At 68.1% G+C, this 16,674-nt stretch carries 16 protein-coding genes; 7 read left to right on the top strand and 9 right to left on the bottom strand.

Going from position 1 to position 16,674, the window contains the following annotated elements:
- The first annotated feature begins 48 nt into the window (after window positions 1-48).
- Window positions 49-1,122: a 3-deoxy-7-phosphoheptulonate synthase gene (locus KQ304_RS07140; RefSeq protein WP_259736414.1), complete on the top strand. Its 1,074-nt coding sequence runs from the start codon at window positions 49-51 to the stop codon at window positions 1,120-1,122.
- Between the two features lie 169 nt (window positions 1,123-1,291).
- On the top strand, window positions 1,292-1,606 hold the full coding sequence (locus KQ304_RS07135; protein WP_311133890.1) for a hypothetical protein: 315 nt from the start codon (window positions 1,292-1,294) through the stop codon (window positions 1,604-1,606).
- Here KQ304_RS07135 and KQ304_RS07130 read toward each other — a convergent pair.
- The 4 genes from KQ304_RS07130 to KQ304_RS07115 all read right to left on the bottom strand — a co-directional run bounded on the left by KQ304_RS07130 (window position 1,596) and on the right by KQ304_RS07115 (window position 6,904).
- Window positions 1,596-2,243 carry a dolichol kinase gene (locus KQ304_RS07130; RefSeq protein ID WP_259736412.1) on the bottom strand — a complete coding sequence of 216 codons (648 nt, stop codon included), beginning with the start codon at window positions 2,241-2,243 and terminating at the stop codon, window positions 1,596-1,598. The two genes, KQ304_RS07135 and KQ304_RS07130, sit on opposite strands and share 11 nt — an antisense overlap.
- Before the next feature lie 46 nt (window positions 2,244-2,289).
- Entirely contained in the window at window positions 2,290-3,270 is a 981-nt protein-coding gene (locus tag KQ304_RS07125; RefSeq protein ID WP_399228704.1) for a sigma-70 family RNA polymerase sigma factor, read from the bottom strand.
- A gap of 200 nt (window positions 3,271-3,470) precedes the next feature.
- The gene (ppk1, locus tag KQ304_RS07120; protein WP_259736411.1) at window positions 3,471-5,606 is read right to left on the bottom strand and encodes a polyphosphate kinase 1; all 2,136 of its coding nucleotides are present in this window, start codon (window positions 5,604-5,606) and stop codon (window positions 3,471-3,473) included.
- 41 nt (window positions 5,607-5,647) lie between these two features.
- Entirely contained in the window at window positions 5,648-6,904 is a 1,257-nt protein-coding gene (locus KQ304_RS07115) for an MFS transporter (protein ID WP_259736559.1), read from the bottom strand.
- A 149-nt stretch (window positions 6,905-7,053) separates the two neighbouring features.
- Between KQ304_RS07115 and KQ304_RS07110 the strand changes: the two genes are divergently transcribed.
- Genes KQ304_RS07110 through KQ304_RS07100 form a run of 3 tightly spaced genes read left to right on the top strand, consistent with a single transcriptional unit; the run spans window position 7,054 to window position 9,907 of the window.
- A complete protein-coding gene (locus tag KQ304_RS07110) occupies window positions 7,054-7,743 on the top strand; it encodes a glycosyltransferase (RefSeq protein ID WP_259736410.1) in 690 nt (229 codons plus the stop codon).
- Complete coding sequence (locus KQ304_RS07105; protein ID WP_259736409.1) at window positions 7,740-9,065, top strand: hypothetical protein; 1,326 nt, start codon at window positions 7,740-7,742, stop codon at window positions 9,063-9,065. Before KQ304_RS07110 ends, KQ304_RS07105 begins: the two co-directional genes overlap by 4 nt.
- A complete protein-coding gene (locus KQ304_RS07100; protein WP_259736408.1) occupies window positions 9,062-9,907 on the top strand; it encodes a DUF547 domain-containing protein in 846 nt (281 codons plus the stop codon). The genes KQ304_RS07105 and KQ304_RS07100 overlap by 4 nt, the downstream gene beginning before the upstream one ends.
- Window positions 9,908-9,940: 33 nt before the next feature.
- Here the strand turns inward: KQ304_RS07100 and KQ304_RS07095 are convergent, their stop codons facing one another.
- The 5 genes from KQ304_RS07095 to KQ304_RS07075 are packed head-to-tail and all read right to left on the bottom strand — an operon-like array spanning window position 9,941 to window position 15,534.
- Window positions 9,941-10,999 (bottom strand): methyltransferase domain-containing protein, encoded by a 1,059-nt coding sequence (locus KQ304_RS07095; RefSeq protein ID WP_259736407.1) that lies wholly within the window; start codon window positions 10,997-10,999, stop codon window positions 9,941-9,943.
- 30 nt (window positions 11,000-11,029) lie between these two features.
- Complete coding sequence (locus tag KQ304_RS07090) at window positions 11,030-13,207, bottom strand: FAD-dependent oxidoreductase (protein WP_259736406.1); 2,178 nt, start codon at window positions 13,205-13,207, stop codon at window positions 11,030-11,032.
- Window positions 13,204-14,214, bottom strand: a complete 1,011-nt coding sequence (arsS, locus tag KQ304_RS07085) for an arsenosugar biosynthesis radical SAM (seleno)protein ArsS (protein WP_259736405.1) — start codon at window positions 14,212-14,214, stop codon at window positions 13,204-13,206. Before arsS ends, KQ304_RS07090 begins: the two co-directional genes overlap by 4 nt.
- A gap of 22 nt (window positions 14,215-14,236) precedes the next feature.
- The gene (locus tag KQ304_RS07080; RefSeq protein ID WP_259736404.1) at window positions 14,237-14,962 is read right to left on the bottom strand and encodes an anti-sigma factor domain-containing protein; all 726 of its coding nucleotides are present in this window, start codon (window positions 14,960-14,962) and stop codon (window positions 14,237-14,239) included.
- Window positions 14,959-15,534, bottom strand: coding sequence for a sigma-70 family RNA polymerase sigma factor (locus KQ304_RS07075; protein ID WP_259736403.1), 576 nt, complete (start codon window positions 15,532-15,534; stop codon window positions 14,959-14,961). The genes KQ304_RS07080 and KQ304_RS07075 overlap by 4 nt, the downstream gene beginning before the upstream one ends.
- A gap of 137 nt (window positions 15,535-15,671) precedes the next feature.
- On the opposite strand from KQ304_RS07075, the gene KQ304_RS07070 reads away from it, so the two are divergent.
- Together KQ304_RS07070 and moaC are read left to right on the top strand one after the other, a co-directional pair.
- Window positions 15,672-16,145 carry a DM13 domain-containing protein gene (locus KQ304_RS07070; protein WP_259736402.1) on the top strand — a complete coding sequence of 158 codons (474 nt, stop codon included), beginning with the start codon at window positions 15,672-15,674 and terminating at the stop codon, window positions 16,143-16,145.
- 24 nt (window positions 16,146-16,169) lie between these two features.
- Complete coding sequence (gene moaC, locus KQ304_RS07065) at window positions 16,170-16,673, top strand: cyclic pyranopterin monophosphate synthase MoaC (RefSeq protein ID WP_259736401.1); 504 nt, start codon at window positions 16,170-16,172, stop codon at window positions 16,671-16,673.
- The last annotated feature ends 1 nt before the right edge of the window (window position 16,674 follow it).

Raw genomic sequence — 16,674 nt, 5'->3', positions numbered from 1 at the left:
GAGTCTCTAGGGTGTGAGACTGGCCCACGGTTCACGACCGCTCCCGGCATGCTCACCACCTCCGACCTCCACATCGTGGAGACACGGCCGCTGGTGGCGCCGTCTGTCCTCCATGGCGAACTGCCGCTGAGCCAGACGGCGGCTCGCACTGTGCTCGAAGCCCGCGAGCGGATCAAAGCGATCCTGCACGGTCAGGATTCCCGCCTGCTGGTGATCGTCGGCCCCTGTTCGGTGCATGACGTCAAAGCTGCCCGGGCCTACGCCGAGGCCATTGCTGAGGTGCGTGAGCGCCACCGCGATCAGCTGGAGGTGGTGATGCGGGTGTACTTCGAGAAGCCCCGCACCACCGTGGGCTGGAAGGGTCTGATCAACGATCCTCATCTCGATGGCAGCTACGACATCAACACAGGGCTGCGCCTGGCGCGGGGCCTGCTGATGCACCTGGCCGAGATGGGCCTGCCCGCCGCCACCGAGCTGCTGGATCCGGTGGTGCCCCAGTACATCGCCGACCTGATCGGCTGGACGGCGATCGGGGCGCGCACCACCGAAAGCCAGACCCACCGTGAGATGGCCTCCGGCCTCTCGATGCCGATCGGCTTCAAGAACGGCACCGACGGCAGTGCCGTCACGGCCATCCATGCCATGCAGGCCGCCTCCAAGCCCCACCATTTCCTGGGCATCAGCCAGCTGGGCCATGCCGCGATCATCTCCACCACCGGTAACCCCGATGGCCACCTGGTGCTGCGCGGTGGCAAGGGAGGCAGCAACTACCACCCGGAGGCCATCGAGCAGGCGGCCCTGGCCCTGCAGAAGGAGGGGCTGCCGGCGCGGCTGATGGTCGACTGCAGCCACGGCAACTCCAACAAGGACTACCGCCGCCAGGGGGAGGTGCTCGCCGAGGTGGCCGCCCAGCTGCGCGCTGGCTCCCGCCATGTCATGGGCGTGATGATCGAAAGCCACCTGGTGGCCGGTAACCAGTCGATTCCCGCCGATCTCAGCGAGCTCGCCTACGGCCAGAGCATCACCGATGCCTGCATCGACCTGGAGACCACGCGCACGGTGCTGGACGGCCTGGCCGAAGCCGTGGCAGGGGCTCAGGCCAGCCAGCTGACCCCAGCCTGATTGGATTAGTTCTGGCACTCCCAGAGTGAGACTGCCAGAATCATGCTTTGCAACGGGATGTTCCTACTGAACAGTTGTTTCTGACTGCAGCACTAAGTTGCTCTTCCATGAGGCATCTGCCGATGCATCGGGAGGTTATCCAATGTCCTATTTCCTGCAATTCTGTGGCTTGAGCGAGCCGCTGCAGCTGTTCTATCTCGAGCAGAGTGGCGTATCTCAGGAGCCCATTGGGCCGGTGTTCGCCGGCTTTCGGCCCTTTCAGCTGGATGATCTGCTCGGCTGGGCCCTGGCGTCAGCCCGGCAGCGGGGCTGGGAGGCCCAGCTCATCGAGACCACGGTGCTCCAGGTCTGGATGGAGCGGGCTGAAGTGATCCGCCAGTGGCAGCTGCGTCTCAAGGCCGAGCCCAGCGATCGCCTGGTGGTGGCTGGTCTGGGCACCTCCAGCGACTGGCAGCACCGCTGCGAGGGCATGCTCAGGGCCTGAGCGCCAGCCCGCTCCAGAGCAGCCCCGTGACCACGGGAACGCTGAGGTTGTCGAGGCCGAGCACGGCCACCTGCTCCAGCAGGGTGGCCGTCAGGCTGATCAGCACCAGGGCACCAGGGCCTGGTGCTGGGCCCCCCAGCTGACGCAGCAGCAGCAGCACCAGCAGCGCCGCGGCGGCCATCGCCGCGGTGCCCACCACGGATTTGCGCTGGCCCAGGATCTGCCAGCTCGCTGAGGGGATCAGGGGGCCCAGCAGTCCGGCGAGGCCATCTCCCAGGGCCATCACCAGCACCCCGGCGGCCACGGCCTGGGGCTGCTCCGGCCAGAACAGCGCCAGCAGCAGGGTGATCGAGGCGCCGTAGGCCACCGTGCCGTAGCTGTGCCGGCCCACATCCTCGATGGCCGGCAGCAGGCGGTAGCGGTGGTTCAGGGCTGCCAGCAGGGTGACCACAGCGGCCGCTGGCAGGGCAATCCAGCGATCGATCCCGGTGGCCCAGGCGATCAGCACCACCGGTCCGGTGCCGATGTGCAGCAGCTTGCGACTCCACTCGGGCTGATCAGGCCAGTGCCGCCTCGCCCAAAGTGCCAGGCCCAGCACAGCGCTCAGCCAGAGCAGCACCAAGGCCACTCCTGTCATGGATGGAGTCCCGGCAGGCGAGACCCAGCCTGACAGCTGCCCTGGTTCAGGCGGCCTGCTGCAGGTTGCTCATCAGCCGCAGTTTCATGATGGCCTTGGCTTCCAGCTGCCGCACCCGCTCGCGAGAGACGTTGATCTTGCGGCCGATCTCAGCGAGGGTGAGGGGTTCCTTGCCCTCCAGGCCGAAGCGCAGCCGCAGGATCTCCTGTTCGCGTTCATTGAGCTGGGAGAGCCAGGCGCTGAGGTGTTCCTTCTGGATCGAGCGATCCATGTGATCCATGGACTCGTTGCTGGCTGGATCGGCGATCAGCTCGCCCAGGGTGCTGCGATCTTCCTCGCCCCTGGCGTGGGCATCGAGGGAGGCGCAGGGGGTGCTCTGGGAGATCAGATCCTCCAGATCCTTGACGTCCATGCCCATGGCATGGGAGAGCTCCAGCCGGTTGGGCTGGCGGCCGAAACGGTGCGAGAGCTCGCGGGTGATCCGGCGCATCTTCGAGAGCTTTTCGCTCACGTGGATGGGCAGGCGAATCGTGCGGGCGCTGTTGTCGATCGCCCGGGTCATCCCCTGACGGATCCACCAGTAGGCATAGGTGGAGAATTTGTAGCCCATGGCGGGGTCGAACTTGTCGACGGCCCGCTCCAGCCCGATCGCCCCTTCCTGGACGAGATCGAGCAACTCCAATCCCTGATTTTGATATTTCTTGGCGACGCTCACCACCAGGCGCAGGTTGGCGGCCATCATCCGGTCGCGGGCCCGTCCGCCCATGCGGATCAGATGACGTTCGCGAGGGGTGAGAGAGTCGTCGGGTTGCTCCAGCAGGCGCTTCATGGCCTGGACGTGGTGAGCCAGCTCAATCTCTTCGGCGGCGGTGAGCAGGGGCACCCGGCCGATGTTGCTCAAATACCAGCCGATCGAATCGGCGCTGAGCCGACCGCCCCCTGTTTTGGGCTGCACCACCCGTGCTGATGATTTCGAGCTTTTGGGCGCGAGACCAGTGGCAGGAGTGGATTGCAGAGGTGTCGCCATCACCCCAGCCTCCGGATGCGTTGTGCGCGGAATGTAGCAGGTTCGGGAGGTTAGCGGCTGTATCAATCTGAAAACTCCCTAAAGGAGAAGAGCCATTTTTCTTCATTGAGTTATTGATGATGCCAATCCGACAACTGGTGTAGCGATGCTTACAACAAACAGTGACCCAGCGGCTGCCAGCCAGGGCTGGCTGTGATCGCTCAGGCCTGGACGGCCAGACCCGTGCGCCACTGCTTGATCAGGTCCAGCTGGGCGCAGCGGGGCTCAGCGCCGGGCTGCCGCTGGATGAAGCTGCCGTCGCTCTGCATGTCCCAGGCGGCGCAGTCGTCGTTCTGATAGGTGTCCAGCAGGCGCTCCAGCTGGCCCCGCAGCTGCGGATTCTTGATCGGGGTCACCGCTTCGACGCGGCGATCGAGGTTGCGGGGCATCCAGTCGGCACTGCCGATGTACATCTCCGGCTCGCCGGCATTGGCGAACCAGAACATGCGCGAGTGCTCAAGAAAGCGGCCGATGATGCTGATCACCTGGATCGTTTCGCTCACGCCCGGCACCCCGGGCCTCAGGCTGCACATGCCGCGGATCACCAGCTCGATCACCACCCCGGCCTGGGAGGCTTCGTAGAGCAGGGCGATGATGGCTGGATCCACCAGGGCATTCATCTTGGCGCGAATGCGTCCGCCCTTGCCCTCACGGGCATGACTGATCTCCCGTTGAATCAGGGTCTCCATTCCCTTGCGCAGGGTGACGGGAGCCACCAGCAGACTGCGGAAACTCTGTTGCTTCGAGAAGCCGGTGAGATAGTTGAACAGTTCCACCAGATCCTGACCCAGTTCCGGCTGGGCCGAGAGCAGACCGATGTCGGTGTAGAGGCTGGAGGTTTTGGAGTTGTAGTTGCCGGTGCCGATGTGCACATAGCTGCGCAGGCGCTCCTTTTCCTTGCGCACCACCAGCATGATCTTGGTGTGGGTCTTGAGGCCCAGCACGCCATAGACCACGTGAACGCCGGAGTGCTCCAGCTGGCGCGCCCACTGGATGTTGTTGTCTTCGTCGAAGCGGGCCTTGAGCTCCACCAGGGCCATCACCTGCTTGCCGTTCTCGGCGGCGCGGATCAGTGCCGCGATGATCGGTGAATCCTTCGAGGTGCGGTAGAGGGTCATCTTGATGGCCAGCACCGAGGGGTCGTCGGCGGCCTGGCTGATGAACTCCTCCACCGAGGTGGAGAAGAGGTCGTAGGGGTGTTGCAGCAGCACATCGCTGCGCCGGATCGCCGCGAAGATGCTCTCGAATTCCTCCGCCTTGATCGAGCCATCCCCCAGGCGGCTCTTCTGCGCCCGGACCAGGGCTGTGGCGGTGCGGCCCTGGTGGGGCTTGTCCTTGAGCTGGGGCAGGGGAATCGCCAGCAGGCGCATCAGGTCGTCGAGGCCCAGCGGTCCATTGACCCGGTAGAGGTCGGCCGGATCCACGTCGGTGCCCTCCATCAGCAGGTCCACCACCTCATCGGGCATCTCATCGGCCACCTCGAGCCGCACCACCTCGCCGCCGCGGCGGCGTTTGCGCAGACCCTCCTGCAGGGCCTCCATCAGGTCGTCGGCCTCCAGATCGCGCAGCTCCAGGTCGGCGTCGCGGGTGATGCGGAAGAAGTAATGCCCCTCGATCGTCATGCCCGGGAAGAGCAGCTGCAGGTTGAAGGCCACCACCTGCTCCAGGGGCACCACGGTGTAGACGGGGGAGGGTTCGCGGCTGCAGAGCTCGGTGGGAATTTCCACGAAGCGCGGCAGGGTCTTGGTGGGCACCTTCACCCGGGCGAACTGTTGCTGCTTGGTGTCGGGATCGCGGATCAGTGCTGCCACGTTCAAGCTGAGGTTGCTCATGAACGGGAAGGGATGGGCCGGGTCCACCGCCAGGGGTGTGAGCACCGGGAAGATGGCGGTCTGGAAGTAGGTGTTGACCCAGGTCTTCTGCTGTTTGTTCAGCCGCTGGTAGTCGATCAGCTGAACGCCCTGCTCGAACAGCTCCTGTTTGAGGCGATGGCGGTAATGGTCCTGCTGCTGCTTCAGCAGCGGCCGCAGTTTCTGCTGGATCGCCTCCAGCTGCTGCCTGGGGGTGAGGCCGTCGTCGCTGAGGGTGGAGAGGCCAGCCTCCAGCTGCGACTTCAGGGACGCCACCCTGACCATGAAGAACTCATCGAGGTTGTTGCTGAAGATGGCGCTGAATTTCGCCTGCTCCAGCAATGGCGTGGCGGGATCGAGGGCCTGGGCCAGCACGCGGCTGTTGAACGCGATCCAGCTCAGCTCACGGTTGATGTAGAGCTCAGGAGCGACAACGGGTTCATTCATCGCGGAATCCATGGCTGAGTCTCTTGGGGTGAAGGTAGCAATCAAGGGCCAGGCGGCACTGTCGCGGTCTGGCTTGCCGAAAGGTTGTTCAGGGGTCCCCCCACTGCCACCAGCAGGGCCACCATCAGGAACAGGGCGATGCCCGTCCAGAAGGGACTGGTCTTGCCCACCAGGTCGTAGGCCAGGCCCGCCAGCGGCGGACCGATGAAGCTGCCCAGGCTCTGCAGGCCCTGCAGGCTGCCCAGAGCCGCCCCCTGGCCGCTGTCATCCAGCCGGCGCGACACCTGGCTGCGCAGGCAGGGGGTGACCAGCCCGGTGCCGCACGCCAGCAGCGCCAATGCCGTGAACACCACAGGGATGGCGCTGGCGGGTGTGGCCAGGGGAATCAGCAGGCAGCCCGCCACCACCAGCCCTAGGCCGGCCAGGCTGAGGCGGCCTTCACCGAAGCGCTGCACCAGCGGTCCGATCAGGCCGCCCTGCACCACCGTGGCCACCACGCCCACCACCAGGAAGGCCATGGCCGCCAGCCCCGGTCCCCAGCCGAACACCTGCTTGAAATAGAGCACCAGCACGGCGGTGAAGCCGTTGAAGCCCAGAAAGAAGAGAAAGAAGGCCAGGCTGAGCCGACGCACACGCGGGTTGCGAAACACCCGGTTCAGTTGGGTGAGCGGGTTGAGCTCCCGCTTGCGCGGCAGCGCCAGGCGCGCGGCCGGGGGATGGGTTTCCGGCAGCACCGTGAGCACCAGCACCAGATTCACGGCCGCCACGGCCACCGCCAGCAGCAGCGGCAGGGTCACGTTCACCCCCGCCAACAGCCCCCCCAGGGCAGGCCCGAGGATGAAACCGAGTCCGAAGGCCACGCCGATCAGCCCGAAGGCCTTGGCCCGCTTCTCCGGCGGACTGATGTCGGCCAGCACGGCGCCGGCGGTGGCGGCGGTGCCTCCGCTCACTCCATCGATCAGGCGGGCGCCGAACAGCAGCGGCAGGGGCCAGGCGCTGCCCGCCGGCCAGGGCAGGGCCAGGGTGAGGGCAAAGCCGCCCAGGCCCAGCACGGAGCCCGCCACGCAGCCGGCGATCACCGGTTTGCGCCCGAAGCGGTCGCTGAGGGCACCGATCAGGGGGGTGAACAGGAACTGGGCCAGGGCGTAGCTGCCCGCCAGCAGGCCCAATGTGCGCCCATCGCTGGTGAAACTCGCCAGCAGAAAGGGCAGCAGGGGGAAGACGATGCTTTCCCCGAGGCGGTCGTTCAGCAGCGTCAGGAAGATGCAGAACCGCGTGGAAGGGCGCGACCAGCCCATGGCGGCGACCCGCAACACTGCCGTTACCTTCCCATGGGCGGCCTCCACATCCGATCGCCCCACCCGCCGGTACATCTGGGGTGAACTGCCCGAGCCGAGCCATACGCACGCGCCCCCAGCCGCCCAGACCAGCCGCCACCTCCCTGCAGGTGCTGATTCCTGCGCGCGATGAGGCCGCCGCCATCGCCGCGGTGATCCAGGAGCTGCGCGGTCAGGGTCTGGAGCGCATCCGGGTGGTGGATAACGGCAGTGGCGATGACACCGCGGCGGTGGCCAGCGCTGCCGGCGCCGAGGTGGTGGTTGAGCCGAGGCCGGGCTATGGCCGGGCCTGCTGGCGTGGCCTGGACGGACTGCCGCCCGCTGTGGAATGGATTTTCTTCTGCGACGGTGACGGCAGTGACGATCTGGCGGCGCTGCCCAGGTTGCTGGCGGCGGCGGCAGAAGCGGATCTGGTGCTGGGTAACCGCCTGGCTGGGGCAGAGGGTCGGCGGGCGATGACACCGCTGCAGCACTTCGGCAACCGCCTGGCGACCCGCCTGATCCAGCTGGGCTGGGGTCACAGGTATCGGGATCTCGGTCCGATGCGCCTGATCCGACGCCGCTGCCTCGAGGCCCTCGCCCTGCGGGATCGGGGCTTTGGCTGGACGCTCGAGATGCAGGTGAGGGCAGTGGAGCAGGGCTGCCGCATCCGCGAAGTGCCGGTGGGTTACCGGCCGCGCCAGGGGGGGCGCTCCAAGATCTCCGGTTCGCTGCTGGGCAGCCTCCGGGCCGGGGAGGTGATCCTGCGCACTCTCGGGGGCCTGTACCTGGCGCGGATCCGGCGTCGACGCCAGCCATGACTGCCCCCGCCAGCCAGCGGAGCCTCTGGCGCCTGTGCGCCCTGCTGCTGGTGGGCGGGGCCGCCTGGATGGCCCCCCATGGCCAGCTCAGTGATTGGCGGGTCCTGCAGGCGTTCTGGGGCGCCGTGGGGGTGATGGGTCTGGGCTTTGCCCTCTCCTGGCGGATTGTGGCGCTGCCGGCCGTCTGGTTCTGGGGGGTGGCGATCGCCACCCGGCTGCTGCTGCTGGCCATGGAGCCCGGCGATGACGTCTGGCGTTACCTCTGGGAAGGCACGATCCAGCAGCACGGCTTCAATCCCTACGAACTGGCTCCCGACGCCACTGCCCTGCAGGCCCTGCGGCCCGCCTGGTGGGGTCAGATCAACCATCCGGCGGTGACGGCCATCTACCCGCCCCTGACGCAGCTCGGCTTTCGCCTGCTCACCCTGGTGCCCGCCCAGGTGCTGCTGTTCAAGCTGGCCTTCCTGGCTTGCGATCTGGGCCTCTGTGCCCTGCTGAGCCGGCGGTTCGGGGCGGCGTCGGCGTTGCTCTGGGCCTGGAACCCCCTGGTGATCTACAGCTTCAGCGGCGGTGCCCACTACGACAGCTGGTTTCTGCTGCCTCTGGTGGCGGCCTGGTTCCTGTTCGACCTTCCACCTGAGACGGGAACAGGATCAGGACCAGGGCTCGCTGGCCGCTGGGCCCTGGGCGCCCTGCTGATCGGGGTGAGCGTGGCGATCAAATGGGTGTCGCTGCCCCTGCTGGCCTACCCCTGCTGGCGGGCGCTGCGCCATCGGCGACGGCTGCTGGCGCTGGGACTCGGCCTGCTGGGGCTTCTGCCCCTCGGCCTGGCGTCACTGGCCTACTGCGACTCGATCCTCTGCCCATTGATTCCCACGGGTTCGGCTTTCGTGACCCAGGCCCGCAGCGCCGAATTCGTTCCCCATCTGTTGGCGCGGATCTGGCCGGCCACCGGCAGCAGCAATGCCATCCATCTGCTGCCGCTGCTGCTGGTGGTGGCCCTGCTGCTGTGGCGCTGCCAGCGCTTCGGCGGGTTCGCGCAGGCCTACTGGTTTGCCCTGCTCACGCTCTCGCCGATCGTTCATCTCTGGTACTTCAGCTGGATCGTGCCCTTTGCTGTGCCCACGGGGAACTGGGGCGTGCGGCTGGTGAGCCTGAGCGGCTTCATCTACTTCGTGCTGCTGCACCGAGACCCCCACTGGAACCTGCTGGAGATCGAGCGCGCCCTGATCTGGGTCCCGTTCGTGGCGGGCTTCGCCATCACCCAGCTGAGGCAGGCCAGGCTCCAGCCCCCCGATCTCTCCAACCCGTCCGTGCCATGACCACCTTGAGACTGTTTCTGCTGGCTGGTGTGACCACCGCCCTGGTGGGTTGCTCGCTGCCTCCCTTCTCTTTGCCGGGCTCCGGGGCAGCTGGCACAGCGGGCTCCGGGGCGGCCGTGGCTGTGCCTTACTCCAGCGAGACGTACACCCGGGTGCTCCAGAAGTACGTCAACGAGCGGGGCCTGGTGGACTACGAGGGCCTTCAGCGCCGACCAGAGGATCTGGAGCGCTATGTGGCGGTGATCGGCGCCGTGCCCCCGGAGCGCTACCGCTCCTGGAGTGAGGCGGAGCAGATCGCCTTCCTGCTCAATGCCTACAACGCCCTGACCCTGGCCTCGATCATCCAGGAGACTCCGCTGAAGGCCAGCATCAAGGACATCTGGGGCGTGTGGAATCTGCGCCGCCACCAGGTGGCGGGCCAGCCGCGCACGCTCGATGCGATCGAGCATCAGTTCCTGCGCAAGGACTTCAACGAACCGCGCATCCATGCGGCTCTGGTGTGTGCCGCCAACAGCTGCCCGCCCCTGCGCCGGGAGCCCTACGTGGCTGAGCGACTGGAGCAGCAACTGGAGGATCAGGTGCGCCGCTGGCTGGCGGCTCCCTATGGCCTGCGGATCGATCGGACTGGGGAGCGGGTGCTGATCTCGCCGATCTTCCGCTGGTTCGGTGAGGACTGGGACCGGGCCAACGCAACGGCGGCTCCGGTGCCCGGCCATCTGAAGGACAGTGCGGTGCTGGCCTTCATCGGCGATTACGTCAGCCCTGAGGACCGCGCTTATCTGGCGCAGGGCCGCTATGCCCTGGGCACCCTCGACTACGACTGGTCGCTCAACCGCCAGTGAGGGCGGCAATGTTCAGCAACAGGACTCAAGCCCTCAACAACAGGAGGCGGAGCCTGCCGCTGTGAAGGGCATCACGCTGCCACAGCCGGGAAAGAGGCCGAAGTGGGCGCTGGAGTCGGCGCTGATGAAGTTGAAATGGGGCGCCAGCCGGGTCTGGTGGAGCATCCGGAAGGTGTTGCCGCAGACGGGAAACACCCGGCCCGCTTCGAGGCTGTGGTGTTTGTCGAAGTCAAGGCGGTGGGGGTGGCCGGGGATCGTGCCCCGGTAGATCACGGCCTGGCCGTGGTCCTCGCAGGCCTCTTCGAGGCTGTCGATGTTGAACAGCCGGTAGGTGGCGGAGAAGAAGCGCAGCTCACCGGTGCGCTCGGCCAGCTCCGGATCGGTGATCTCCAGCGGGCGGTCGTTCACCAGGCGCGGATCGGCGAAGCCCGCCTGGCGGGCCAGACACAGGAAATCGTTCCAGTAGAGGGCGCCACTGAGGCATTCGCCGTAGAGCACCGGGTCGGCCTGCAGGGCCTGGGGCACCCGCCGGTCGGCATAGACATCGGCGAAGAAGAATTCACCGCCGGGCTTGAGCAACCGCCGCACCCCGCGCAGCACCGCCAGCTTGTCGGTGGAGAGGTTCACCACGCAGTTGGAGATGACCACATCAAAGCTGCCGGGCTCCAGCTTGAGCTGCTCCAGCTGCTCGATGTAGCCCTCCAGAAAGCGGACGTTGTCGTAGCCGAAGGCCTCGGCGTGGAAGGCGCGGTGGGCTTCAGCCACCGCCAGCTGCTCAGCCGTCATGTCGACCCCCACCACCATGCCGCCCGGCCCCACCAATTGAGCGAGCAGGTAGGCGTCACGGCCGCTGCCACAGCCCAGATCCAGCACCCGGGCGCCCTCCAGCAGCGGCGGGCAGACCAGACCGCAGCCGTAGTAGCGGGAGAGCACCTCGGGGTGGAGGCGGCTGAGCAGGGGCCTGAGGGCGGCGGGCACCGCGCTGGCATCGCAGCAGGCGCTGGTGCGCAGATCGGCGCTGCTGGCCAGGGTGCTGCCGTAATAGGTCTGCACGGCCTCGCGGAGGCCTGTGCTCTGTGGTGAAGCGGTCATCGCGAAAGGGAAAGGGACGATGGGAAGGGGTTAATGGCCCCGGCGCCAGCTGTGGAAGCGTTGCAGCAGCGCCAGGGCGCGCTGGGGGGCATGGGCCCGTTTCCAGGCCCCGGCGGCGTACTTGTTCGCTTCCGAGAGGGTGGGGTAGGCGTGGATGGTGGAGAGGATCTTGCCAAGGCCCAGGCGCCAGCGCATGGCCAGTACGAACTCCGCCAGCAGTTCACCGGCCTGCTCCGCCACGATCGTCACCCCCAGGATCCTGTCGCTGCCCGGGGGGGTGAGCACCTTCACGAAGCCTGTTTCGGCACTTTCCACGATCGCCCGGTCCAGCTCCTGCAACGGGAAGCGGGTCACCTCCACCGCCACCCCCTGGCGGGCGGCGTCGCTCTCGCTCAGCCCCACCCCCGCCACCTCCGGATCGGTGAAGGTGGTGCGCGGGATCACCCGCCCGTCGACGCGGAACCGGCGGAAGGGCCCGAACAGGGCATTGACGGCGGCGTACCAGGCCTGGTGGGCGGCGGTGTGGGTGAACTGCCAGGGGCCGGCCACATCACCGGCGGCGTAGATGTTGGGGAAGAGGGTCTGCAGTGAGGCGTTGGTGTCGATGGTGCGGCCGCAGGGGATGCCCAGCTCCTCGAGGCCATAACCCTGCAGCCGCGCCCGGCGGCCGATGGCGCAGAGCACCTGATCACAGAGCAGCTCGCCGGCTTCTGGGGGTTCAAGCCCGCCGCTGCTGATCAGCACCGACTTCTCTTCCCCGCGCAGTTCAAAGCCCAGCACCGTGCAGCTGGTGAGCACCCGCACGCCATCGGCTTCAAGGGCCCGCTGCACCACGGCGGCCGCGTCGGGGTCTTCGCGGCTGAGCAGCTGCGGGCCCCGCTGCAGCAGGGTGACCCGTGCGCCCAGGCGGGCCAGGGCCTGGGAGAGTTCGCAGCCGATCGGACCGCCGCCCATCACCACGATCCGCGGTGAGGTCAGGGGGCAATCCCGCAGGGCCTGCCAGAGCGTTTCACTGGTGAGCAGACTCACCGCCTCGGCCCCCGGCAGATCCGGCAGCACCGGGCTGGCGCCGGTGGCCAGCACGATCGCCGGCGCCGTCAGCCGCTGGTCCTGGCCGTCGCTGCCGCTGATGGCCACGGTCCAGGGGTCGATCAGGCGGCCGTGGCCGCGCAGCACCTCCACCCCCAGCCCCTCGTAGCGCTCGACGCTGTCGTGGGGAGCCACTGCCGCCACCTTGGCGAACACCCGCTCCAGCACCAGCGGCAACGAGATGCTGGGCTGATGTGGCTCGAGGCCATAGCGATCGGCCTGGCGCATGCGCGCCGCCGCCCGGGCCGTGGCGATCAGGGCCTTGCTGGGGACGCAGCCGGTGTTGAGGCAGTCGCCGCCCATGCGCTCGGCTTCGATCAGGGTCACCTTCGCCTTCACGGCCGCAGCGATGTAGGAGGTGACCAGACCCGCCGCGCCGGCGCCGATCACGATCAAGTTGCGATCGAAGCGGGCCGGTCGTCTCCAGGGGCTGTACAGCCGCGAGAGCTTCCAGCGCTCCAGGCCCAGGCGTGCGATCCAGGGGAAGGCCCCCAGCAGTGCCAGTGACAGCAGCAGCGGCGGCGTGAGGATGCCCTCGAGGCTGCGCAGCTGTGCCAGCTGTGTGCCGGCGTTCACGTACACGAGGGTGCCGGGCAGCATGCCGATCTGGCTGGTGAGGTAAAAGGCGAGGGTGCGGATCGGGGTCAGCCCCATCACCACGTTCACCAGGAAGAAGGGAAACACGGGCACCAGCCGCAGGCTGAGCAGGTAGAGCACCCCATCGCGGCGCAAGCCCTCCTCGATCGGGGCCAGGCGGGCTGCGAAGCGCCTCTGCATCGGCTCCCGCAGCAGGGTGCGTGCCAGCAGGAAGGCGATGGTGGCGCCGGCGCTGGAGGCGAACGACACCAGCAGGGTGCCGAGCCCCAGCCCGAAGATGGCGCCGCCGGCCAGGGTCATCACCGCCGCGCCGGGCAGGGAGAGGCCGGTGACGAGCACGTAGGCCAGGCCGTAGAGGGCGGCGGCGCTGGCGGGTGCCCGCTGGCGCCAGGCCAGCAGGCTGGTCTGGGCCTCGCGCAGGGCCTCAAGGCTCAGCTTCTGGGGCAGATCCAGCAGAAAGAACAGGGCCACCAGGGCCGCCACCGCCAGCAGCAGCAGCCAGCGCCGCCGGGAGTTGCTCACGCGGCCAGGGCTCCGCCGCAGCTGGAGCCGCTGCCGGCGGTGCAGCCGAAGCAGTGGTCAGCCACCTGGATCGGATCGCCGGCGGGGTCGCGCCGCAGCAGATCCCGCAGGTGGGAGCGGCCGGCAGGGCCTTCGTCGTTGGTTGCTGAAGCACCGCTGGCGGCCAGCCCCAGCTGCTGGTTGAAATCACAGTCGTAGAGGAAGCCCTGCCAGTCGACGCTGATCAGTTGGCGGCACATCACCTGGGTCAGATTCTCGTTGCGGTGGCTGCGGCGCAGCAGCTGCAGGTAGCCCTCCAGTTCTCCCTGGGCGCTCAGCACCGCCGCAAAGCGCTGCACCGGCATGTTGGCCAGGGCATAGAGCCGGTTGAAGACCACGCCGTGATCGGCCCAGAGCACCCGCCGGTAGTCGGCCTCCAGCGGTCCCTGCTCGGGCGGCAGCGCCGCGCCCTGGGGGTTGTACACCAGGTTCAGCTCCAGGCCCGAGCCCGGCTGGCCGTAGCCGAGGGCGTTGAGCTGGCGCAGGCCGCTGATGCTGCGCTGGAACACCCCGGAGCCCCGCTGGCGCTCCACGTTGTCCTGGAGGTAGCAGGGCAGCGAGGCCACCACCGTGACCCCCTGGTCGGCGAGAAAGTCGGCCAGATCTTCCTGGCCCGGCTCCTGCAGGATCGTCAGGTTGCAGCGATCGATCACCTCCACCCCGAGGGCGCGGGCCGCGCGCACCAGGGCCCGGAACTGGGGGTGCAGCTCCGGTGCCCCACCGGTGAGGTCGAGGCAGCGCAGATCCCTGGCGGCCAGCACCGCGGGAATCAGCTCCAGGGTGGCGGCCTCCATGCTCTCCGTGCGGGTGGGGCCGGCATTGACGTGGCAGTGCACGCAGGCCTGGTTGCAGCGGTAGGTGAGGTTCACCTGCAGGGTGTCGAGGCGGCCGCGGCGGAGGGGCGGGAAGGCCTGGGCGGGCTGCAGGCGGCTGTGCTCTGGACTGCGTAGGCGGGGGGCAGTGGTCACGGAGCTGAGGTCACGGTGGGAATCAGATGGTGCTGGTGAGAACGCGGCGGCCGACGGGCTTGGCCCCCAGGCCCCCCAGCGATTCGATGCTGACGCTGACGCTGCTGGCGGCGCTGGTGGGGTAGGTGGGAATCGGCATGGCCACATGGCCCTTGCCGTCGGGCACGAAGGGAACACAGCCCACCTCGCGGCCATTGACGCGGGCCCAGAGCCGGTAGGTGGTGTTGGGCGGCGGCGGCGGCAATCCGTCGAGCATGAGCATGTTGTGGTTGGGATTGCCGGTGACCAGCACCTTGCCGCTGGCGCCGCCCTCGCCGCCCATGGCCTGGAGCGACAACTCGCGGCTGGCGGGGGTGAGGGTTCCGTTGTAGCCGGCCTGTTGCTGCACCCGCGCCAGCTGCTGGCGGGTCTGGTGCAGCTGGCTGCCCAGCACCAGCACCCCCAGCCCCATCAGCGCCGGCAGCAGCCAGGGGAGGATCGCCCGCCGCGGTGGGGGCTGAGCGAGCAGGCGCTGGCGCAGGCGCTGCGGCGGACTGGCGGCGGCGGGGAGGGCGAGGGGCAGGAGTTCGAGGGTGGTGCTGAACTCATCGAGGCGCTGGCGCAGCTCGGGGCGCTCCTGCAACAGCGCCGCCAGCCGCTGGCGCTCCTGTTCGTCGAGGTCGCCGAGGGCATGGCCGGCCAGCAGCAGGTCGAGATCGGCCTGAGGCTCTGCTGCGTTGGCGTGGCTGTGGGTGTCGTGGATGCTCATGGCTGTGGGCGCTCGTCGATCAGCTGGTCACGCAGGCGAATCAGACCCTGGCGGGAGCGGGTCTTGACGGTGCCGAGGGGGAGTTGCAACCGCTCGGCGATGGCCGATTGGCTCAGGCCCTCGTAGTAGGCCATCTCCAGCACCTGGCGCTGGTTGGCGGGGATCGCCTCAAGGGCGAGGCGCACCCGCTGGGCGAGGTCGTCGGCCTCGGCGGCTTCCTGGGGGCTGCGCACGGCCGAGGGAAACAGCTGCTGCGACCAGCGTTGCACCAGCTGCCAGCGGTTGCGGCGCTGCTCGATGCGGTTGAAGGCCATCGAGCGGGTCATCATCAGCAAGTAGGCCAGCACCGGCCCCCGCTTCGGGTCGTAGCGGCCCTGCTGCCAGTAGCGCAGGAAGACGTCGTGGCAGAGGTCTTCCGCCTCCTGATGGGACTGGCTGAGCCGCAGGGCCAGGCGGAACACCGGCGCCCCGCAGGCGTCGTAGAGGCCCGCCAGGTCGGGACATCCCGCCGGACGCTGGTCCGCCAGCCTGACCCCGGGGGGTGCGGCGGCGCTGGGCTCGGGGGTGGTCACGCGCAACAGGAAGCCGAATGGGCTGCAACAGAGGGGGTACCGCCGAGCCCGCCGATCGGATTGCCCGGAGGAGCGCGGCAATCCGATGGTGACCCTCACCGGTACTGAAGGGGTCTCACACCACCCACCTCCCCGTCATGTTGTTCCCCACCTCAACCGTTGCCCGCGGTCTCACCGCCCTGGCCCTGGGCGCCTCCAGCGTGCTGGTGGTCCAGGCCGGGGAGATGGGAGCCCACAGCGGCATGTTCCAGAAGGCCGAGGCCCCGGTGAACGGCAGCTTCATGATCAAGAAGGAGGGGGGCCGTCAGGTGCTCGTGCTCAGCAGTGATTTCAAGACCAGCACCACCGCCCCCGACCTGAAGGTGGCCTTCAGCCCATCGGCCAAGCCGCTGGCGATGAGCAAGCCTCCCGAGTACGCGCTCAAGCCCGGCAGCTACACCGTGCTCGCGCCGCTCCAGTCGAGCCAGGGAGCCCAGCGCTATGTGATTCCCGCTTCGATCGATCTGAGCAAGCAGAAGTCGGTGCTGATCTGGTGCCGGAAGTTCAACGCCACCATGGCCTGGGCGCCGATGCAGCACGACTCCATGGGCAAAGGCTCGATGATGAAGTGATCCCGACCCGCCATGATCGCCGGCATGGATTCAGCTCCGGGCCGGCTCAGCCACCTCAATGCCAGCGGTGAGGTGCACATGGTGGAGGTGGGCGACCGCCCCGCCACAGACCGCCGCGCCGTGGCCGAGGGGTTCATCAGCATGGAGGCGGCGGTGCTGGCCCTGGTGGTGGAGGGCCGGGCCCCCAAAGGCGATGTGCTGGCGGTGGCGCGGGTGGCGGCGATCCAGGGGGCCAAGCGCACCTGGGAGCTGATCCCCCTCTGCCACCCGATCGCGCTCACGGGCCTGGAGGTGCGCATCGAGCCCAGCGCCGATGGCGGCGGCCTGCGCCTTGAGGCGGCCGCCCGCACCACCGCGCCCACGGGGGTGGAGATGGAGGCGCTCACCGCCGTTCAGGTGGGCCTGCTCACCCTCTACGACATGCTCAAATCCGCTGATCCGGCCATGACCATCGGCCCGGTGCGGCTGCTGAGCAAAACCGGCGGACGCCACGGCGCCTGGAGCCGTCCTGTCGCCCTGTCCTCCTGAA

The organism is Synechococcus sp. CS-1329, from assembly GCF_025128055.1.
GTDB lineage: Bacteria > Cyanobacteriota > Cyanobacteriia > PCC-6307 > Cyanobiaceae > Regnicoccus_A.
Note: the sequence above shows the minus strand (reverse complement) of the source record. Positions and strands in the feature narration are given on the sequence as shown.